17 protein-coding genes and 1 tRNA gene are annotated in these 20,118 nt (G+C 75.0%); 7 read left to right on the top strand and 11 right to left on the bottom strand.

Annotated elements, in window-relative coordinates:
- Positions 1 to 260 precede the first annotated feature (260 nt).
- Entirely contained in the window at positions 261 to 1,880 is a 1,620-nt protein-coding gene (locus tag ABD823_RS19920) for an MFS transporter (protein WP_344861746.1), read from the top strand.
- 147 nt (positions 1,881 to 2,027) lie between these two features.
- On the opposite strand, the gene ABD823_RS19925 is transcribed toward ABD823_RS19920, so the two are convergent.
- The 6 genes from ABD823_RS19925 to ABD823_RS19950 form a co-directional block, all read right to left on the bottom strand.
- Positions 2,028 to 4,862, bottom strand: coding sequence for a DUF5682 family protein (locus ABD823_RS19925; RefSeq protein WP_344861748.1), 2,835 nt, complete (start codon positions 4,860 to 4,862; stop codon positions 2,028 to 2,030).
- Positions 4,859 to 5,962, bottom strand: a complete 1,104-nt coding sequence (locus ABD823_RS19930; protein ID WP_344861903.1) for an ATP-binding protein — start codon at positions 5,960 to 5,962, stop codon at positions 4,859 to 4,861. Before ABD823_RS19930 ends, ABD823_RS19925 begins: the two co-directional genes overlap by 4 nt.
- Positions 5,963 to 5,989: 27 nt before the next feature.
- The gene (locus tag ABD823_RS19935; protein WP_344861750.1) at positions 5,990 to 7,555 is read right to left on the bottom strand and encodes a vWA domain-containing protein; all 1,566 of its coding nucleotides are present in this window, start codon (positions 7,553 to 7,555) and stop codon (positions 5,990 to 5,992) included.
- Entirely contained in the window at positions 7,552 to 8,952 is a 1,401-nt protein-coding gene (locus ABD823_RS19940; RefSeq protein ID WP_344861752.1) for a hypothetical protein, read from the bottom strand. Before ABD823_RS19940 ends, ABD823_RS19935 begins: the two co-directional genes overlap by 4 nt.
- A complete protein-coding gene (locus ABD823_RS19945) occupies positions 8,952 to 9,455 on the bottom strand; it encodes a hypothetical protein (RefSeq protein WP_344861754.1) in 504 nt (167 codons plus the stop codon). The genes ABD823_RS19940 and ABD823_RS19945 overlap by 1 nt, the downstream gene beginning before the upstream one ends.
- 118 nt (positions 9,456 to 9,573) lie before the next feature.
- On the bottom strand, positions 9,574 to 10,239 hold the full coding sequence (locus ABD823_RS19950) for an SDR family NAD(P)-dependent oxidoreductase (RefSeq protein ID WP_344861756.1): 666 nt from the start codon (positions 10,237 to 10,239) through the stop codon (positions 9,574 to 9,576).
- 86 nt (positions 10,240 to 10,325) lie between these two features.
- Here ABD823_RS19950 and ABD823_RS19955 point away from each other — a divergent pair, with 86 nt between their 5' ends.
- The 4 genes from ABD823_RS19955 to ABD823_RS19970 all read left to right on the top strand — a co-directional run bounded on the left by ABD823_RS19955 (position 10,326) and on the right by ABD823_RS19970 (position 13,230).
- The gene (locus ABD823_RS19955; RefSeq protein ID WP_344861758.1) at positions 10,326 to 10,688 is read left to right on the top strand and encodes a MerR family transcriptional regulator; all 363 of its coding nucleotides are present in this window, start codon (positions 10,326 to 10,328) and stop codon (positions 10,686 to 10,688) included.
- Between the two features lie 138 nt (positions 10,689 to 10,826).
- Positions 10,827 to 11,375, top strand: coding sequence for an RNA polymerase sigma factor (locus ABD823_RS19960; protein ID WP_344861760.1), 549 nt, complete (start codon positions 10,827 to 10,829; stop codon positions 11,373 to 11,375).
- On the top strand, positions 11,372 to 12,334 hold the full coding sequence (locus ABD823_RS19965; protein WP_344861762.1) for a hypothetical protein: 963 nt from the start codon (positions 11,372 to 11,374) through the stop codon (positions 12,332 to 12,334). Before ABD823_RS19960 ends, ABD823_RS19965 begins: the two co-directional genes overlap by 4 nt.
- A 155-nt stretch (positions 12,335 to 12,489) precedes the next feature.
- Positions 12,490 to 13,230 carry a Long-chain-fatty-acid--CoA ligase gene (locus tag ABD823_RS19970; protein ID WP_344861764.1) on the top strand — a complete coding sequence of 247 codons (741 nt, stop codon included), beginning with the start codon at positions 12,490 to 12,492 and terminating at the stop codon, positions 13,228 to 13,230.
- A gap of 142 nt (positions 13,231 to 13,372) precedes the next feature.
- Here the strand turns inward: ABD823_RS19970 and ABD823_RS19975 are convergent, their stop codons facing one another.
- On the bottom strand, positions 13,373 to 14,356 hold the full coding sequence (locus ABD823_RS19975; protein WP_344861766.1) for a BtrH N-terminal domain-containing protein: 984 nt from the start codon (positions 14,354 to 14,356) through the stop codon (positions 13,373 to 13,375).
- A gap of 165 nt (positions 14,357 to 14,521) precedes the next feature.
- Between ABD823_RS19975 and ABD823_RS19980 the strand changes: the two genes are divergently transcribed.
- A complete protein-coding gene (locus ABD823_RS19980) occupies positions 14,522 to 14,965 on the top strand; it encodes a hypothetical protein (RefSeq protein WP_344861768.1) in 444 nt (147 codons plus the stop codon).
- Positions 14,966 to 15,249: 284 nt separating this feature from the next.
- Here ABD823_RS19980 and ABD823_RS19985 read toward each other — a convergent pair.
- The 3 genes from ABD823_RS19985 to ABD823_RS19995 form a co-directional block, all read right to left on the bottom strand.
- Positions 15,250 to 15,322, bottom strand: a tRNA-Ala gene (locus ABD823_RS19985).
- Between the two features lie 235 nt (positions 15,323 to 15,557).
- Positions 15,558 to 17,054, bottom strand: coding sequence for a vWA domain-containing protein (locus tag ABD823_RS19990; protein WP_344861770.1), 1,497 nt, complete (start codon positions 17,052 to 17,054; stop codon positions 15,558 to 15,560).
- Positions 17,055 to 17,154: 100 nt separating this feature from the next.
- Complete coding sequence (locus tag ABD823_RS19995; RefSeq protein WP_344861772.1) at positions 17,155 to 17,688, bottom strand: TIGR03086 family metal-binding protein; 534 nt, start codon at positions 17,686 to 17,688, stop codon at positions 17,155 to 17,157.
- 73 nt (positions 17,689 to 17,761) lie between these two features.
- Between ABD823_RS19995 and ABD823_RS20000 the strand changes: the two genes are divergently transcribed.
- Positions 17,762 to 19,537 carry an asparagine synthase-related protein gene (locus ABD823_RS20000; RefSeq protein ID WP_344861774.1) on the top strand — a complete coding sequence of 592 codons (1,776 nt, stop codon included), beginning with the start codon at positions 17,762 to 17,764 and terminating at the stop codon, positions 19,535 to 19,537.
- Between the two features lie 119 nt (positions 19,538 to 19,656).
- Here the strand turns inward: ABD823_RS20000 and ABD823_RS20005 are convergent, their stop codons facing one another.
- Complete coding sequence (locus ABD823_RS20005) at positions 19,657 to 20,115, bottom strand: rhodanese-like domain-containing protein (RefSeq protein ID WP_344861776.1); 459 nt, start codon at positions 20,113 to 20,115, stop codon at positions 19,657 to 19,659.
- Positions 20,116 to 20,118 lie beyond the last annotated feature (3 nt).

The raw sequence follows: 20,118 nt of genomic DNA on the forward strand, positions 1-20,118 counted from the left end.
GCCCGCTGCCGCGCCCGGATCGGCGCCGCCGCCTACGACGCCGCCCACGCGCGGGGGGCCGAGGCCGTGCGCCGCAGGACGGCGCCCGCGCCCGCCACGAGATCGCTGACCGTCATCGCCGAGCACCTGTCGGCGCTCGGCAGGTGACCGGTGCGCGGGAGGACCGGCGGTCACCCGCGCACCGGGCCCGTCAGCGGCCGTTAGGCGGCCGTCAGCCCGCGGTAGGCGGCCCGTCAGCGCCGGCCGCGACGCTGACGGGCATGAGGAACGACTCCCGCAAGTGGGGCACGCTGGTCATCGCGTGCCTGGCCATGCTGATGCTCTCCGTGGACCTGACCGTGCTGCACCTGGCCGTGCCCAAGCTGGTCGAGGACCTGGACCCGTCGGCGCCGCAGCAGCTCTGGATCGCCGACGTCTACGGCTTCGCACTGGCCGGCCTGCTGGTGACCATGGGCAACGTGGGCGACCGGATCGGGCGCAGGCGGCTGCTGCTGATCGGCTCGGCCGCGTTCGGCGCCGCCTCCCTGCTGACCGCCTACGCGCCCAGCGCCGAGCTGCTCATCGCCGCCCGGGCGCTGCTCGGCGTGGCGGGCGCCACCATCATGCCGTCGACGCTCTCGCTCATCCGCAACGTCTTCACCGACCCGGTGGAGCGGACCACCGCGGTGGGCGTCTGGAGCAGCATCGGCGCGGCGGGCTTCGCCCTGGGCCCGCTGGTCGGCGGCGCGCTGCTGAACGAGTTCTTCTGGGGCTCGGTCTTCCTGATCAACGTCCCGGTGGTCGCGGTGATCATCGGGGTGGGCCTGGCCGTGCTGCCCGAGTCGCGCAACCCCGCCCCCGGCCGGCTCGACCTGCCCAGCGTGCCGCTCTCCGTCGCCGGTGTGATCGGGATCATCTACGCGATGAAGGAGGCCGCCCACGGCGGCGCCGGCCGGGTCCCGGTGATCGCCGCCGCGGTGGTCGGCGTCGCCGCGCTGGCCGTGTTCGTCCACCGGCAGACGCGGCTGGCCGAGCCCCTCATCGACGTGCGGCTCTTCCGGAACCGGGCGTTCTCCGCCTCGGTCGGCTCCGCGCTCATCGCGATGTTCGCGATGATCACCATGTCGCTGGTCTTCGCGCAGTACTTCCAGCTCGTCCTGGGCTGGTCACCGCTGGTCGCGGGCCTGGCGGGGCTGCCGGGCGGCCTGGGCGCGGCCATCGGCGGGTCCGCCGCGGGGGCGCTGGTGGCCCGGCTGGGCCGCAACGGGACCGTGGCGGCGGGCCTGGGCCTGGCCGCGGCGGGCTTCGCGCTCTACAGCCGGATGGGCCTCGAACTGGCCTACCCGTACCTGCTCGCGGCCATGATCGTCACGAGCGCGGGCATCGGGCTCACCTTCGCCGTCGTCAACGACACCATCATCGCCACCGCGCCCAGGGAGCGCGCCGGAGCCGCCGCGGCGATCTCCGAGACGGCGGGCGAGATGGGCGGCGCCCTGGGCATCGCCGTCCTGGGCACCGTGCTGAACACCGCCTACCGGACCGCGCTCGACCTGCCGGCCGGGCTGCCCGCCGCGGCCGCCGAGCAGGTCCGCGACACCCTCGGCGGCGCGCTCGCCGCCGCCGCCGCGCTGCCGGAGGAGCTCGCCGGGACCGTCGCCGCCTCGGCCCGCCGGGCGTTCGTGGACGGGCTGCAGGCGACCGTGCTCACCGGGGCGGGCATCCTCGCCGTCCTCGCGGTGGCCGCGCTGTTCGCCCTGCGCGGGGTGCCCAAGGTCCTGGACGGGGCGGCCACCGAGCCCACCGAGCCCACCGAGCCCACCGAGCCCCCCGAGTCCACCGGACCCACCGGGCCGGGCGAGAGCGGCGAGACCGCCCGGGACGCCCGGACCGGCCGGGTCTGACCCCCGCACCCGGGCCCGGACCGGACGCGCGGCTCCCACCGCGCGCCGGCCCGGGCCCGGCCGCGGCCGACGTGTGACCGCGCCGCGTCCGGGCCGCGTCCGGGCCGCGTCCGGGCCGTGGTCACCGCCGCTCCCCCGGGCCGGGGCTCAGCCGCCGAGCAGCGCCGCGACCGCGCCGGCCGCCTCCGGGTGGCGGGCGATCAGCTCCCGCACCCGCGCGTCCCGCGGGGCCGGCTCCCCGTCCGCGCGCCACTCCCCCGCGCAGCCGAGCAGTCCCGCCACGGCATCGCACGCCTGCGGGTGCCGGGCCAGCAGCCGGGCGACCGGCCCGCCCGGCGCGGGCGCCGCCCGGGACGCCCGGGCCGGAACGGCCGGCCGCTCCCACGGCGGAGTCCACCCGTCCAGCTCGGCCAGGCCGCCGGGGAAGGTCCGCCCCGCCTCCCGCACGAGCACGGGCACCAGCTCCGCCGCGTGCCGGCGCAGCGTCGTGATCAGCGTCGGCAGCCACGGCAGCAGGACGGAGTCGGGCAACCGAGCGAATGCCTTCGACAGCACCTCGACCACGAACGGCGCCAGCGCCGGGACGGACTCCAGCGCCTGGACGAACCCGCTCAGGTAGAGCGGGAAGGACGGCACGACGAGCGGGTTGTCCAGCAGCCCGTCGCAGCGGGCGCGCAGCTCCTCGCGCGGCAGCAGGCCCAGCTGCGTCTGCGCCGCCCACAGCAGGGCCGTCTTCTCCGGCGCCTGCGGGTGCGACTGCCGTACGGCCAGCTCCAGCTGGGCCCGGTCGCAGCCCAGCGCGAGCGCCAGGCCCTCCATGGAGAACAGGAAGCCGAGCATGGCGCCGACCTGGCGGACGCCGGTGCCGTCGTCGGTGAAGGCGGTCGGCAGCAGCGTGCAGTAGTGCGCGTACCCGGTGGTGACGAACGCCTCGCACCAGGCCGGCAGCTCCGGTCCGATGGCCCTGTGGTGCGCCAGCAGCCGCCGGATCCGGCGCAGCACCTCGGGCGCGTCGTCGACGGTGCGCTCGGCGGCCAGCAGCTCCACCGCGCGGGCGCCGAGCTCGTCGGCGAGGCGGCGGCCGCCGAGGTAGAGGAGGGCGTCCTCCACCGCCTCCAGCGCGGTCCCCGCGGTGGCCCGCGGCTCCCACACCTTCCGGCGGAGCCGCTGCTCCAGCACCTGCTCGACGGTGACGCCCTCGTAGCCCAGCTCGATGATCGAGCGCTGGTGGCGGCCGATCGCCAGGTCCCAGCTCTCCTGGATCGGCCGCTCGCCGAGCCGGCGCGCGCCCATGACGGGCCGGACCGCGTCGTCGGGCAGCAGGTAGCGCAGCCGCCACAGCAGGTCCGAGCAGGGCTCCAGCTCCGGGTCCGAGCGCAGGTCGAGCAGGACCCGCTGCTGGGTCCGCCTGGTCAGGTCCACTCCGAGCGGTTCCAGCCGGTCGTGGACGTCACGGGCCAGCGGGGGCAGCGAGTGGTAGCCGACCTGGCCGATCCGGTCGCCGCCCAGCAGGATCTCGCAGAGGCGGCGGACGTCCCGGCGGCCCGGGACGACGTCCTTCTCGATGCAGGTGACCGCGGCGTCGGCGAAGTCGTACGGCGTCGGCCTGGCCCGGCCGCGCAGACCGGCCAGCAGGATCGACGTCTCGAACACCGCGATGGCGTCGGCCGTGCTGGCGAGGTAGCCGTTGCGGCGGGCCAGCCGCACGATGTCGACGCACCACCCGCGCAGCTCGTCCTCGTCGAGGCCGTCCGGCGCGGGCGCGGCGGCCAGGAACCCCGTCAGCCGGTCGGCGGCCGGGCCCGGCGGGGCGGGCGGCGCGGCGGCGCCCCCGGCGGCCTTCGCGCCCTTGGCCGCCTTCGACCGGCTCCCGCCGCCCTGCCCCCCGGCCAGCCGGTACGGCGTGAGCCCGTCGCGGGCGACCGCCTTGGCCCAGGTCGCCGCGGCGATCGACACCGACCCCTGGGCCAGGCCGAACTGGGCCTCGATGGCCGAGTGGCTGGAGGGGATGAGCCCGTACAGCCAGCGGGTGGCCGTCCGGGGGGTGATCGTGTAGGGCGGCGCGCCGGACGCCAGGCCGGACTCGGCGACCCTGCTGACGGCGTGGAAGGCGCCGCACACGTACACGCACTCGGCGGGGTCGGCGCCCGAGGCGGCGAGGTGCTCGCGGATCCGGGTCCACATGTAGCGCTCGCGCTCCTCGTCGCGGGCCAGGCGGCCCGTGTCGGAGGGGCGCAGCCGCCGGAACAGGCTGCCGATCAGCGCCATGGCCTGCCGGTAGGTGTCGTGGTCGGCGCCGGTCAGCGGCTGCTCGACGTACTGGTCCCACCACTCGGACCAGTGCCGGACCTTGCCGTGGTGGAGCAGGTGCTCCTCCAGCTCGGCGAAGCCGGGCCGCAGGTCGCCGATCTCTACGCCCACCGCTCCGCCGTGCAGGGCCGCCTCCTCCCCGTGCCCGCCGTCGTCGCCGGCGGTCCCGGCGGGCGGGGCGGGGACGGGCGTGCCGTCCGCCTCCCGGGGCAGCCACTGGAAGACGTGGTCCACCGAGCGGTCGACCAGGACCAGCTCCACGCCGGGGGTGTCGAGCGCGTAGGCGATGGCCTGGTACTCCGCCGACGCCTCGGTGACGGGCGCCACGACGCTGAGCGGGCCGGAGCCGGGCGGGAAGCCGTCGAGGTCGGTGGCGTAGGCCTGCAGCGCCACCGGCAGGCGGCAGTTGCGCAGCTCGTCCAGGAGCGGCCGCAGGTCCTCGCAGAGCTCCAGGTAGACGACCTTGGGCCGTTTGGCGCGCAGCCGCCGGGTCATGGCGAGTGCGGAGGCCGGCGAGTGGTGGCAGACCGGGAAGATCTCCAGCTCCTCGCGGAGCATCCGGTCGACGTCGTCGACCATGCCGGACAGGATGCCGGACAGGGCCTCCCCGCCGCCGGAGAAGGCCTCGGCGGCGGAGAGGAGCTGCTCTCTCAGTGCGTCGAAGGTGCTCATGACAGCGTGGAGATCGCCTGGCGGCCGCCCTCGAGGAAGCCCGTCCACTCGCCGCCGTCCTGCTTGCTGCGCGGCTCGACGACGCCGTGCCAGTACTTGTTGAGGATGGCCAGGTCCTCGGGGGCGCGCCGGGCCAGCGAGCCGACCAGCGCGCCGGCGAGCGTCTCGGCGCGCAGCGTGCGGTCGCCGAAGAAGTGGCTGTGCAGGATGGCGTCCTCCAGGACGCCGATCTGCTCGGCCGTCGACAGCGCCGACTCCAGCTTCTCGTCCTCGCTCGCCGCCGAGGCCGTCGCGGCCCGCAGGTCGGCGAAGCTCTGCAGCAGGATGTCCAGGAGCGTGGGCGGCACGTCCAGCTCGATGCGGTGCCGGCGCAGCAGCTCCGTGGTGCGGAAGCGGACGATCTCCGCCTCGGCGGTCCTGCTGGTCACCACCGGGATGCGGACGAAGTTGAAGCGCCGCTTCAGCGCCGAGGACAGGTCGTTCACGCCGCGGTCGCGGCTGTTGGCCGTGGCGATGATCGAGAAGCCGGGCTTGGCGAAGACGGTGTTGTCGGTGTCGAGCTCGGGGATGGAGACGTACTTCTCGGACAGGATCGAGATCAGGGCGTCCTGCACGTCGCTGGTCGAGCGGGTCAGCTCCTCGAATCGGCCGATCATGCCCCGCTCCATCGCCGTCATGATCGGCGAGGGGATCATCGACTCGCGGGACTGCCCCTTGGCGATCACCATGGAGACGTTCCACGAGTACTTGATGTGGTCCTCGGTCGTGCCGGCCGTACCCTGCACGACCAGGGTGGAGTTGCGGCAGACGGCGGCCGCCAGCAGCTCCGCCAGCCAGCTCTTGCCGGTCCCGGGGTCGCCGATCAGCAGCAGGCCGCGGTCGGAGGCGAGCGTCACGATGCTGCGCTCGACGAAGCTCCGGTCGCCGAACCACTTCTGCGGGATCTCGCGGTCCAGGCCGTCGGAGCGCTCGGATCCGAGGATGAACAGCCGGACCATCCGGGGGCTGAGCCGCCAGGAGAACGGCTTGGGACCGTCGTCGACCGACTCCAGCCAGTCGAGCTCCTCGGCGTACTTCACCTCGGCGGGGGCGCGCAGCATCTCATTGGCGGTCAAGGGGGATCACTCCTAGGCGAGGAAGTTCTTCAGTTCGGTGACGAGCTTGCGGATGTGGCCGGACAGGACCGGTGTGCCGAGGTCCTTGAGCTTCTGCCGGAACCACGGGTTGACGCTCTCCTGGCCGCCGCCGCTGACCGAGCCCACGGGGATGACCCGGACGCCGGAGCGGTGCAGGGACTCCAGTCCGGCGTAGACGGCGTCGCAGTCCCACTCGTAGAAGTCCGAGATCCACACGACCACGGTGTTGCGCGGGTCGGCGATCTTGGGCCGGGTGAGGGCCAGGGCGGCCGTGCCGTCGGTGCCTCCGCCCAGCCGCGTGCGGAGCAGCACCTCGAACGGGTCGTGCACCCACGGGGTGAGGTCGAGGGCGCGGGTGTCGTAGGCGACCAGGTGCACGTCGACCTTGGGCAGCCCGGCGAAGATCGACGCCAGGATGGTGCAGTTCACCATGGCGTCGACCATGGAGCCGGACTGGTCGACGACCACGATCAGCCGGGCCGGCGTGATCCGCCTGGCGGTGCGCCGGTAGTAGAGCCGGTCGACGTAGAGCCGCTGGTCCTCGGGGTTGTAGTTGACGAGGTTCTTCCAGATGGTCCGCTCGACGTCGAGGTTGCGGAAGACCCGCTTGGGCGGGACCGACCGGTCGATGACGCCCGCGGAGGCCTTGGCGACCTGGGTGCGCAGCACCTCGGCGACCTCGTCGACGAACCTGCGGATCAGCGCCTTGGCGTTGGCCAGCGCCGTCCCCGACAGGTTCGCCTTGTCGCGCAGCAGCTGCTCGACGAGCGACATGCTGGGCGTGAGCCGCCGCGCCAGCGCGGGATCCGCCAGGACCTCGCGCAGCCGCATCCGGCTGACCAGGTCGGCCTCCAGGCCGGCCAGCACCGCGGCCAGCTGGCCGTCGAGGTCGGCGCCCACGCCCGGGCCGGGGCCGTACCCCGCCCGGGGTCCGCCGCCCGCCGCCGTGCCCGTGCCGGAACCGCCCGCCGCCGTGCCCGCTCCCGGGCCGTCCGCGCCGGGGCCGTCCTCCGGGCCGGAGGCGCCGCCCGCCCCCTCACCGGGGCCGGTGCCCGCCCCGCCGCCGGCGCACAGGGCCCGCCTGAACCAGCCGGCGTCCTGCTGCCAGGCCGCGAGCCGCGCGGCGGTGACGTCCCCCGTCCCGGTGGCGAAGACGTTGAGCAGCAGCTTCGAGACCAGGGCGGCGCTGCGCACCTCGTCATCCGGCAGGTGCTCCGCGGGCCGCCCGTCCCGCCCGGCGGGTGCGAGCAGGTTCGCGAAGTCGGCGGCGAGCTCGGGGAAGCGCTGCACCAGCGTGTCGACCGAGACCGAGGGGTCGAGCAGCGCCCCGGGCAGGCCGAGGTCGCCGACGACCGCCATGGCCGCGGTCTCCAGCGCGGGCTGCTCGTCGTGGTCGAAGAGGCGGGCGAGCAGCCGCCAGTAGAGCACCTGGCGCCGGTTGCGCGCCGCGGCCGCCGCGCCGTCCGTGCGCTCCGGAGCGGCGCCGTTCCCGGCGGGGGCGCCCGCGGGGACGTCTGCGGGAGCGCCGGCGGCGCCCGTGAGGATGTCGTCGCTCATCGTCGCAGCAACCGCCCGGCCCGCTCGCGCAGCACGGCCACGGCGTCCCCCGCCCTGGCCTCGGCCTTGACCACCTTGGGGTCGGTGGGGCCCAACGCCCAGTCACCGGTGGTGATCGCGGTCGTCTGCCTCTTGACCTTCGCCTGCACGGCGAGCGGTTGCAGCAGCCAGCGGCCGCCGTCCCAGCGGACCAGTCCGACGCACGCCGTCGAGCCCGCCACCAGCTCCGGGGTGAGGGGGCCGCAGGAGGGCAGCCGCTCGGTGTCCACGGCCAGCACGGTGCCGTCCAGGTCGAACGAGCCGTCCGCGGTGACGGTGTAGCCCTCCACCAGCACGGGCTCGGCGATGCGCACCGGGTGGCGGTCCAGGGGCGGCTCCGCGGGGGCGAGCGCGCCGTCGAGCAGCAGCCGGGCCGTGGTGAACGGGTCGGCGGGCTTGCCCAGCACGGCCCGGTCGTCGTGCCAGACCAGGTCGCCGCCGCCGAGCAGGGGCAGGTCCGTGACGTCCACCGCACGGCGGTCCGTCAGCGCGCCCAGCAGCACGCGGTGGCGGTGCAGCAGCTTCCACAGCGCGGGACCGGTGATGGTGTCCACCTTGGCGGCGGCGGCGGAGGCCCGCACCAGCCGGGCCCGGCCGCCGTCGGCGGGCTCCAGGACGGCGTGGACCTGCACCTGGACGGCGGTGGCGTGCTCGTGCACGTCGGCGCCGAGGATCAGCAGCCGCCCCGACACCGTGCCGACCGGCTCGCCGGCGCCGGGCGGGGCGCCGTCCTGCGCCAGCAGCAGGGCCCGCGTCCACAGATCGGCCCAGCGTCGCACCGGCAGGCGCTCGGCCGTACCGGCCGGGCAGCAGGCGCGCAGTTCGGCCGCCAGGCCGTCCAGCAGCACCGCGAGCCTGCGCCGCCCCGGTACGGCCAGCAGCGCCTCGGTGATCTGGTCCGCGGCGGTGACGAGGTCGTGGTCGACGCCGCGCCAACCGGTGATGGCCAGCTCGCGCAGCCAGGACCGGGCGCCGCCGAGCAGGTGGGCGGCCCCGTCCGCCTCGGGCTCCGGCGCGGCCTGCCAGGGGGCGCGCTCCCGTCCCAGCGCGGCGTCCAGGTCCGCGAGCAGGGCGTCGTGCACGGCGCCGAGCAGCGCGGCCCGGCCGCCGGCCAGGGCCGTCAGGTGCTCGTCGGCGACGGAACCGGAGGCGACCTTCTCGGAGGACTCCGCCAGCCGCTCGCCGAGGGGGGTGCCCGCGAGGGCCGCGGCCAGGGCGGCCGGCGCCTCGGCGCGCTCCGCGGAGAGCCGGGCGAGGCCGTGCACCAGGGCGTCGTCGAGGCCGTTCACCAGGGCGAGCGCCTCCTGCACGCCCTCCGGGTCTCCGTCCGGCAGCGCGGCCAGCTGTGCGGCGAGCATCAGCGCCTCACCCCCGCGGCCGGGAACCAGTGCAGCTCGGGGATCGGCACGGTGGTGTCGGGGACCTCCAGGTAGGCCAGGTGGCGCAGGAAGCGGCTGAACACCATGGCGGCGGGGGCCGGCTCGTGGGACCCGTCCAGGCAGTCGACCAGGTCGGCGCCCTCGGGGACGTCGGCCCGCAGGTAGCGGGCCACCCGGTCGAGGCCGTACTGCAGGACGGCCTCGGCGGCCAGGGCGCGCAGGTGCTTGCAGGGGCTGCCGTACAGGCCGCCGCACGGGCGGTTGTTGTTGGTGCTGCAGTTGTAGGCGTGCGTGCCGGAGGCGATCGAGGAGACGTAGACCCGGCCGATGTCCGAGCCGCTCGACACCACGCCCTGCAGCCTGCCGTCCGCCAACTCGACGAAGGGGACCTTCGCCAGCTTGCGGGGCTGGACGGGCGGCACCACCCGCACCCTGCTGTGTTGTTCCCACACGGCTCCGCCGTCGGGTGAACGTTCGATCATGAACCGGGAACGTAGCGGACCGATCCGACAGAAACCGGGTGCGCGGCGCTCCTCCTGGCGGCCGGATCCGCCCGGGACCGCGCCGGAGCGGTGGCGCGGTCCGGGACGGCGGCGCCGCTCAGCCCGGGCCCGCGGCTCCCGCGTGGACGACCTCCCGCTCCCACCCGGGCCGCTGCTGCGAGTACAGCCGCCAGTAGTGCTCGGCGATGTCGTCGGGGTCGAAGTCCGTTCCGGGGGCGACCGGACCGGCCACGGTGACGCTCGCCACGTGCACCCCGAAGGGCCCGTACTGCTCGTCGAGGAGCGCGACCAGGGTGCGGACCCCGGCCTTGCCCAGCGAGAGGCTCAGGTAGCCGGGCTTCGGCTCGGGCATGCCTCCGGTGATGAGGAACGTCCCGCCGCCACGGGCCGCCATCCCGGGGACGACGTGCGCGGCGGCGGTGAGAGCGCCGACCACGTTGACCGCCCAGGCGTCCAGGTGACCGCGTGCCGGCAGCTCCCCCAGGGCGTCGGCCTGGATGACCGCCGCGTTGTAGACGACGACGTCCGGCTCGCCGAGTCCGCGGGCGATCGTGTCGAGAGCCGCGCGCAGCGCCTGCTCGTCGGTGCTGTCGGCCGCCGCGGTGACCACCGGGACGCCGCTGGGGGCGAGGGCCTCCGCCGTGAGCCGCAGCGACCGGTCGCTCCGTGCGATCAGGCCGATCGGCAACCCCTCCCGGGCGAACCGGCGGGCCACCGCCCGCCCGATCCCCGGTCCCACCCCGATGACCACTGCTCCGGGCATCGCTGTCTCCTTCGCTTCCCTTGATCGGTGACACTGGGGAAGCTAAGGCGTCACATCCATGTGAAGGTCAAGCCGGAAGGAGCCGCATGCGCATCGGCGACCTGGCCCGGGAGACCGGGGTGAGCAGACGGTTGCTGCGCTACTACGAGGAGCAGGGCCTGCTCAGGCCGGTACGGCTGGGCAACGGGTACCGGGAGTACACCGAGGCGGACGTCGAGGCGGTGAACCGCATCCGCGCCCTGCTCGCCGCGGGACTTCCCACCGCGGTCATCGCCCGGCTCCTGCACTGCGTCCACGAGGAGGACGGAGAGGCGGTGCCGTCGGGCTGCCCGGCCATGATCGACGGCCTGCGGCGGGAGCGCGCCCGCATCAGCGAGGCGATCACCCGGCTGCAGGCCTCCCGGCAGGCGCTGGACTCGCTCCTCGACACCGCTCTGCGGGGGTCCTAGTCCCGCCCCGCCCGTCCGCCGCATTCGGCGGTGCGCGGAACGATCTCCTGACGGCCGGAAATGATGGGCCGTCGGCGCACATAGACGGAATCGTCCACTCAAGTACGCCGACGAGGAGATCTGTGATGGGAACCGCCCGTGGATGACGAGCGGCTGGCCAGATTCGAGGCCGTCTACGAACACGCCTATGGCCGGATCACCGCGTACGCCGCGCGCCGCTGCGACTCGCCGCAGGACGCGGCCGACGTGGTGGCGGAGACCTTCACGGTCGCCTGGCGCCGGGTCGACGAGCTGCCGGAGGGGGCGCAGGCCCTGCCGTGGTTGTACGGCGTGGCACGCAAGGTGCTGGCCAACCACCACCGCAGCGACAACCGCCGGCGGGCGCGGACGGTCGAGCTCGACGCCGAGATGACGGACCTGTACGGGGGCTCCCCGGACGGCGGGGCCGAGCTGGCGGCGATCGGCCAGGCGTTCCGGGCCCTGTCCGACGACGACCGCGAGCTGCTGTCGCTGCTCGCCTGGGAGGGGCTGGACCGCCACGAGATCGCGGCGGTGCTCGGAGTGTCGCGCAACGCCGTGCGCATCAGGCTCCACCGCGCCCGCAGGCGCTTTTCCCGGGCGCTCGCCGAGGCGGGCGTCCACCACACGTCGACGAGCCGGTTCGTCCCGGCGGGGAGGTCGCTGTGAAGGACATCGACGAGATCGCCGCGATGGGGTCGCTGGCCAGGGTCGCCCCCGGAAGCCGGGGAGGCGACCCGGCCGGCGCGGGGGCCCGGGCGCTGCTGGCCGCCGTCACGTCGGAGGAGCCGCCGGCCGCGCCGGCGGGAACCCGCACACGCGCCTACCGGCGGCCCCTCCTGGGGCTGGCGGCCGCGGTCGTGCTCGCCGCGGGCGCCGTGGTGGGCCCGAGCCTGCTGGAGAGCGGCCCCGGCCTGCCGAGCTCCTACGCCGTCACCCGGTCCCCCGACGGGGCGGTGACCATCTACGTCCGTGACTTCAGCGACGCCGCGGGGCTGGAGAGGAGGCTGAGGGAGCTCGGCGTCCCCGCGATCGTCGACCGCGTCCCCTACGGGAAGATGTGCCGCGAACCGCGGGGCAGGCACGTGCTGGACATCCCCAAGGGCCTGTACAGCGTCCCGGAGGGCATCCCCGGGGAGGAGTGGGGCTGGAGGATGCGGATCGACACCAGGTTGTTCCGGCCGGGCCAGACCTTCGTCTGGACCGTCAGCGCCCATCCGAGCGGGGAGGGCGGCAGCACCACCACCTACCTCATGGAGGGCCCGGTGGCCCCCTGCGAGCCCGTTCCCGCTCCCGAGCCGAAGGTGCTGAAGCCGGAGTTCCAGGTGGCGACCTTCGAGGGCGGCTCGCTCGAGGGGTTCCGCGTGGACGAGAAGACCGTCGGCGAGGTCCTGCCGGAGCTGCGGAGGCGCGGCAGGAAGGTCCTCTTCGCGGTCATCTCCGTCCCACCGGGCAACCCCGGAGGGTACGGCGTGCAGCGCGTCCAGGACGAGCCCGTCGGCGACCACTGGACCGTCTGGGAGGCGGAGGAGAACGACGAGGGCGTGATCCGCCTGCTCGTCTCGGAGGAGCGCCACGACAGGAACCCCGTCTACGGAGGCCCGAGAGACGCCACCTTCCCCGAGTGACCGCGCCTCGCCGATCCGCCCCCGCCGTCGCTCCCTGCCCGTCAGCGGGCCGGGAGCAACGGCGGGCAGCGGCCGCCCGCGCGGACCGGATTCCCGTAAGATCGTTTCCGCAACAGCGGTGATCATGTTCCGACGACCTTGCGGAGGTGGCCCGGATGCCCGTCGAAAGTCTCGCCACACGGCCGGACCTCCTCGGGCCCGCTCTGGAACTCGGTGACATCGGCGCCGAGTTCATGCAGCACGACCCCGTCGCCACCCTGACCAGGGCGAGGCGGCTGGCCGAGCGGTGGCCGGACTACTTCCTGGTGGTGCTCGACGGCGACGTCCCCGTGGCCCGGGCGGTCGGCGTACCGGTGGCCTTCCCGACGCCCGAGCGGACGGAGCTGCCCGACCACGGATGGGACGGTGCCATCCTCTGGGCGGCGGAGGACGCCCTCGACGGCCGGCCGCCGACCGCACTGGTCGCGCTGGACGTCCAGGTCGCCGGGCACCTGCGCGGCCGGGGCATCGCCTCTCAGGCGCTGGAAGGGCTGCGGGCCCGCGCCCGCGACCGGGGGCTGAGCAGGCTGGTGGTCCCCGTACGCCCGACGGGCAAGGTGCGTCATCCCACGCTGACGATGGAGGAGTACGTCGCACGGCGTCGCGCCGACGGGCTCCCCGAGGACCCGTGGTTGCGCACCCACGAACGGCTGGGCGCGCGATTCGTGAAGATCGCCCCGTTCGCCATGACCATCACGGGGACGCTGGAGCAGTGGCGCCGGTGGACCGGCGCACCGCTCGCCCCCGGGGCCAACCTCGTCGAGGGAGGCATCGCCCCCGTCCTGGTCTCGCCCGAGCAGGATCTCGGCGTCTACGTGGAGCCGAACGTCTGGCTGGAGCACCCCCTCACCGGGTGACCTCCCCCGCCGGCCGGATCCGGCGGCCGCGGGACACGGGCCGGGCGGTCGCCGCCGGCCGCCGGCGCCGGGCACCCCGGAACGACGCGCGGCGGGCCGCCGCGACCCGGACCGTCCCCGTACGGCCGGCTCCTCTCCTGCGCTACAATCGGCTCAGCACCCGCATGGCCTCCCTCTCGATGCGCGCGAGATCGCGGAGGACGGCCCCGGCCCGCTCCAGGTGCCCCGCGTCGCCGCTCTCCCCGGCTTCCGCGATCAGGGCGGCCACGTCCGTCCACAGGACGGCGGCCTCGGCGTACAGCCGGTGACCGGTGCGCAGGCGGCCGTCGTCGACCAGCCGGGTGCACTCTTCGAGGAAGTCGCGGTAGAGGGCGCGGAACAGGGCGCCGCCGGTGCCTCCCCGCTCCATGAGGAGGGCGGCCTGCGGCAGGTCCCGCTGCGGCTCGCCCGCGCGCAGCAGCCATCCGGGCACCTGCCTGCCCGCTTTCTCGATGCCGCGGTGGCCCAGGTTCGCGATGGGAGGGGACAGGAAGGCCTCGGCGCAGTCCCTGACGGCGGGGACGATCCGCTCCTGCCAGCGGACCGGGTGAGCCGGCAGGGCGATGGTGAAGGACCGGTTCCTGGCGGTCATCGGGCCGCGTTCGGCCCGCGCCCTGGCGAGGCCGGCCCGGCTGGTGCGCACCGCCCCTCCCTGCGGACCGGTGTCCACCAGGTGGGCGTCGTGCTCGTCGTAGCCGTACATGGCGACGATATGACCGCCGAAGTGCACCTTGGAGGTGAAATAGTCCAGGTGGTAGCAGTCGAGCTGGAGGCCGACCGGCCGGCCGGCGTCGATGGGGGCGGCCACGTTCTCCCACGCCTTGCGCGCCGAGGCGGTCTCCGCGACCGTCAACGTCAGCCCCAGCCTGGCGGCCAGGTTCCTGGTGAGCTCGAAAGGCTTGACGCGGCCTCCCAGGAAGGGGAACGCCATGCCCTTGCCGTCCCAGTAGACGAAGGACAGGCCCGATCCCAGCCCGAACAGCATGGGCTCGGACAGGTCGAGTCCCTCGTGCCGCAGCAGCACCCCCAGCGCCGTCGTCTCGCAGTGGTGCGTGCCGCGGGCCTCGATGCCCTCCACGATGGTCATGCGTCGCCCTCTCCACGCCGGTGCGGCGAACGGTCACCCCGTCCCCGCCCCCGGCGTCTCCATGATCGACCGCTGGGAACAGCATGAGGTCTCCCACGGTGGGAGGGTCCAGCCGCACGACGGGACGGCGGCCGCGCCGGCGGCGCCGATGACCGCCGCGCGCCGGTGCTCGACCGCGCCACCGCCGAGTCGGGCACGTCGGTCGCGGGCACGAGGCGGCTCCCCGCCCGGGACGAGGGTTCAGGCTTCGGCCAGCGCGGCGTCGGCCCTGTCCAGGACGGTTCCCAGGACGCGGCCGGCGACGGCCAGGTCCTCGGCGGGCAGGTCGCCCAGAGTCTCTGGGTGATCGGACCGAGGGCGTTGCGGACCTCCGTCCACCGGGTCCGCCCCGCCTCGCTCACCTCGACGACGCCGCCGTCCCCGTCGTCGCACAGCAGTCCCGCGGCGGTCAGCTCGCGTCGGCAGCTGCGCCGGCTCGACAAGGTCCTGGACGATCTCCACGACGAGCTGCTCGCACCGCTGACCCCGGCCGAACGCGACCAGCTCGTACGGTTGCTCATCCGCCTGGTCGACCACCACACCCCGGGCGGCGCGTCCCCGCCCTCCTGAGCGGCAGGACCTCCGGGCGGGCGCGGCCCGGCCGACCACCCGGTGGTAGTCGGCGTGGACCGTGGTGATGGCCGCGAGCACGCCCTGTCCCGGCCCGTCCACGGCGAACACGGCCATGCCCCGGCGCGGCAGGGCGTCGGCCACATCGTGGAACCCCCCTCGCCGGAGTCCGGCCCGGGGACCACGACCGCACCGGCCCGGGAAACGAAGAGATCCCGCCCGGTCGAAGTGATCGGGCGGGATCTCGTCAATCCTCTTCGGGCCGTTTCGGGAACGGCCCCGCGTGGAGCTATGGGGATTCGAACCCCAGACCTCTTCCATGCCATGGAAGCGCGCTACCAACTGCGCCATAGCCCCGCGGAGTGCGCGTCCGGGGCGTTCACCCCGGCGGCACCCCGCCAGTGTATAGGACATCGCGCGGCACTCCGTAATCGTCGTCCGCGCGGGTGCGGTCCCCGGAGACGGGGCGTGCGCCGCACCCGGGGGACCGTGCCGGCCCGGAGGCCGCGCCGCCGGATCCACCGCCCGGCCCGCCGCCGAGCCCGCCGGGGAGGTCGGCGCGCGAGGAGGCCGGGGAGCCCGGCGGGCGGGGTCAGGCGAGCCCGGCGGCCCGGTCGATCAGACCGGCCAGCTCCCCGACCATCGGGTCCTCCGTGGTCTCCGCCAGGCGGTCCGCGCGGTCGCCGAGCTCCCGGAGCCCGATCCCGGCCGTCTCCTCGCGGCTGCGCAGGTACTCGGCGAACGAGGCCGCGACCACGGACACCTGGAACCGGGGCGACGGCCCCTCCCACGGGGAGCCGGCCAGGTCCCCGGTCTCCAGCGAGCGGCTTGTCTCGGCGGGCCCGCGGGTGTCCGGGTCCTGCCAGCGCACGGTCGCCGCGGCGAGCTGCCCGGAGGCGCCGCCGCGCAGCGTCACCCGGTACAGGGCGGTCACCGAGTGGCCCGGTCCGATCTCGCCGCCGTCCTTGGCGTCGTCGCGGAAGTCCTCCGCCGCCAGCGCGCGGTTCTCGTACCCGATGAGCCGGTAGGACTCCACGACCGCGGGATTGAAGGCGACCTGGGCCTTGGCGTCGCGGGCCCGCAGGTCGAGGGTCGTGGCGAGCCTTTCGGCGAAGACCCGGTGCGCGTCGCCGGCCGAGCCGACGTAGACGGCGGCGCCGTCGCCGTTGTCGGCGAGCTGCTCCATCAGCGCGTCGCCGTACTCGCGGCCGACGCCGACGCAGAGCAGGGTGATCCGCCGTCCGGCGGACTCCTTCACCCGGTCCAGGATGCCCTGCCAGGTCGTGTCGCCGGTGTTGGCCAGGCCGTCCGAGAGCAGGATGACCCGGTTGGTGGCCATCGGCCGGAACGACCGGGCGGCCTCGCCGTACCCGGCGACCAGCCCCGCCTCCAGGTTCGTCGACTCCTGTACGGCCAGCCGGTCGACGGCGGCGTGCAGTGCGGCCCGGTCGGTCACCGGGGTCATGGGGACGAGCGTCTCGGCCTCGCTGCTGAAGGCCGTGATCGCGACCCGGTCCCCCGGTCCCAGCTGGTCGACGAGCTTGTGCAGCGCCTCCTTGACCAGGTCGAGCCGGCCGGGCTCGCCCATCGAGCCGGACACGTCCACCACGAAGGTCAGGTTCGCCGGGCGCCGCGTCTCCGGGTCGGCCCCGCGGGTCTGCAGGCCGACCCGGACCAGCGCGGTGCCGCCGCCCGGCAGGCGCGCCCCGTCCAGGTGCACGGCGAAGCCGTCGCCGGAGGGCTCGGCGTAGTCCTGCCGGAAGGAGTTGACGAACTCCTCCGGCCTGACCTGGGAGGGATCGGGCAGGCGGCCCTCGGTGAGGGCCTGCTTGGCGTAGCCGTACGAGGCGGTGTCCACGTCGAGGGCGAAGGTGGACAGCCGCCCGGGGTCGGTGTCCCGCCGCTCGGGGGCGCCGGCCGGCGCGGGCTCGGCCTCCGCGTCGCCCTCCCCGGGCGACGCCGGGGAGGGGGCGGCCCGGCCGAGGTCGTCGATGGGCAGGCTGGTGCTCTGTTCCGAGGAGCCGCCGCAGGCGGCGGCGAGCAGCAGGGCGAGTACGGCGAGGGCGAGGGCGAGTGGACGCATCTTCATGTCGCCTCCTGGGGGATGCGCGTCACCCCCTACGACGACCCCCCGCCGGCCCGCGCCGGTGGCTTGACCCAAGCGAGCGCGAACCGTGTCCGGTGTGTGATCAGGGCTTCCAGGCGGGGTCGCGCCCGCTGAGCCCGAGCGCCCGCTCGAACGGCGGAGCGTCGGCAGGCACGGCGACCTCCTCGCCGATGACCCCGTTCTGCCGCGCCATCGGCGCCATCTGCTCGATGTAGGCGAGCGTCGCCTCAGCGGTCTCGGTGTCCACCTCGTAGTCCTGCCCGGTGGCGCGGGCCAGGTCCCAGCCGTGGAAGACCAGGTCGCCCAGGCCCATCTGGAACACCACCGTCATGGGCAGCCCCATCATCGGGCTCTCCCCCTCGAACGCCGCCGGGTCCGCCCAGGCGGCGACCATGTCGCGGACCCGCCCCTCCAGGGCGGCGGGCTCGGTGTCCTGCGGCGGCACCTGCTCCTTGCGGGCCAGCGCCGCCATCATCGCCGCCACCCAGGACAGGTGGCCGAGCAGGGCCCGCACGTCGTACTCCGTGCAGGGGGTGGGCAGGCCGAACCGGTCGTCCCCGATCCCCCGCACCACGCCGATCGTGCGGTCGGCCGCACGCGAAAGCATCTCGTTCATGGCGTCCATGATCCCCCACCGGCCCCGGCCCGTCCCGGAGAAAGCCCGGAAACACCGCATATGATCCGGGGCCATGCGCGTGTATCTCGGACTCGCGGCCAAGGACCCCGCGGCGGGCGTCCCCGACGCGGTGCTGCACACCGTCAGGAACGCGATCGACGCCGCCTTCCCGGTCCCCCCGGAGGTCATCAGGGCCCGTGAGTGGCACCGGCCCGGCGTCTCCCTGTTCGCCTGGACCAACGAGCCCGACGACTCCCGGCAGCCCACGCTGCTGTTCACCGAGCCCGACCGGGTGACCGGGGTCAACGGCCACCTGGCCGAGCCGCGTGACGTGGAGTGCCTCGCGCACGCCCCCCGCCTGCGCACCGAGGGGGTGGGCGGGTGCTTCTCGGTCTTCCGGGCGGCCCCCGGCGAGCTGTCCGCCGCCACCGCGATCAACCGGGTCTGCCCCGTCTTCCACGCCGAGACCCCCGAGCTGCACGTGGTCGGCAGCCGCGCGCTCCTGGTCCACCTCGCCTGCGGCGGCGACCGGGTCACCTGGGACGTGCCCGCACTGCAGACGATGATCCGCCAGGGCTTCTTCGTCTCCGACGAGACGCCGTACGCCGGGGTCTCCGCGCTGCCCCCGTCGGCGACGGTCACCATCCGGGACGGCCGGCGCACGGTCACCGCGGACCCGCTCCCGGCCGCCGCGCCCGCGCCCACCTCCCGCAGGCGGAAGCGGGCGCTCATCGAGGAGCTGGCCGACGCGCTGCTGGCGACCGTGGCGCCGCTGCGCGAGGCGGGCGAGCCGGTGAACCTGGCGCTGACCGGCGGCCGGGACACCCGGGTGCTGGCCGCCCTGCTGCACGCCGCGAAGGTGCCGTTCCGGGCGACGACGAACGGGCTCGACACGCACCCGGACGTGATCCTCGCCGGGCGGATCGCCCGCGCGCTCGGCGTCCGGCACACCGTGATCCCGCCGGCCCGCGCCGAGAAGAAGGACGCGGTCCTGGTGGAGCACCCGCTGGCGCGGGCCTACGAGACTCTGCGCACCTGCGAGGGCATGACCTCGGCCTACGAGTCGATCGTCACCTACCTGCCCTACAGCGCCAAGCCCACCATGTCGGGGCAGAGCGGGGAGACCCTGCGCGCCGGGAGCCTGCTGCTGCTTCAGAGCGACCTGAGCGACGCCGCCCTGCGCAAGCGGATCGACACGACCTTCTTCGCCAAGGACGCCGCGCTCTTCACCGACGCCGCCAACGAGCACGCCCGCGCGCTGGCGCAGCCGTGGCAGGCCCGGCCGGACGCCATGGAGGCGCTCGACCACATGTACGTCTGGTACAAGGTCGGGCGCTGGCAGGCCAGCGCCCGGGCGGGCTCGCTGCGCCGGGGCGACCCGGTCCGGCCGTTCCTCGACAACCGGGTGGTCCGGGCCGCGCTGGGCCTGGACCAGGGGTGGCGCCTGTCGGAGGAGGTCATCCACGAGCTGATCACGGCGTTCGCGCCGCAGCTGAGGCACGTGCCGATCGAGGGCAAGCCGTGGCGCTTCGCCGCGGGCCGGAAGTACTACCCGTGGCAGCGCAGGCCCGAGGTCCTGACCGCGCCGAAGACCGGCGGCGGCTGGAGCTGGCGGACCAGCCCCGGCGAGGCGCTCAGCGCCGTGCTCCGCGACCACGTCCTGGCCCGCCTCGACCTGCTGGCCCCCATCGTCAAGCCGGACGAGGTGCGCAGGCTCTTCGCCGACCCCGTGGTGAAGAAGCCCGCTACGGCCTGGCACCTCTACACGGTGGCGACCATGCTCGGCGGCGCCTACCCCGGCAAGGAGCCCGAGGGGCTCGAACCGGTCCAGGTCCCCGTCCCGTCCTGACCGCTCTCACGTGCCCCGCCCGGCGCCCCGCCTCGCCGGGCACCGGGGCCCGCCCGGAGCCACGGGGGCCATCGGAGGCACCGGAGGCACCGCCCTCCCCGCTCCCGGCGGCCCGGGGCTCAGCAGGCGCAGGAGGCGCCGGAGACCGGGGCGGTCAGGGGGTCGGCCGGACGGCGTGCGACACCGGCCGGCGTCTCCACCGGGAAACCCTCCCGCGCCCAGTACTCGAAGCCGCCCAGCATCTCCTTGACCGGGTGGCCGAGCCGGGCGAACTCCAGCGCGGCGCGGGTGGCGCCGTTGCAGCCCGGCCCCCAGCAGTAGGTCACCACGGTCGCACCCGGGGGGACCACCTCGGCCGCGCGGGCGGCGATCTCGGCGGTGGGCAGGTGGACGGCTCCCGCGATGTGCCCCTGCTCCCAGCTCTCCCGGCTGCGGGAGTCGACCACGACGATGCCGGGGACCCCGGCGGCCAGGTCGGCCGCGACGTCGGACACGTCGGTCTCGAACGCCAGGCGGGCGGTGAAGTGGGCGACGGCGGCGGTGCTGCCTGCGGCGGGGACCGCGGTGACGGCGGACATCTC

The sequence above is a fragment of the Planomonospora alba genome (assembly GCF_039534085.1).
Taxonomy (GTDB): Bacteria; Actinomycetota; Actinomycetes; order Streptosporangiales; family Streptosporangiaceae; genus Planomonospora_B; species Planomonospora_B alba.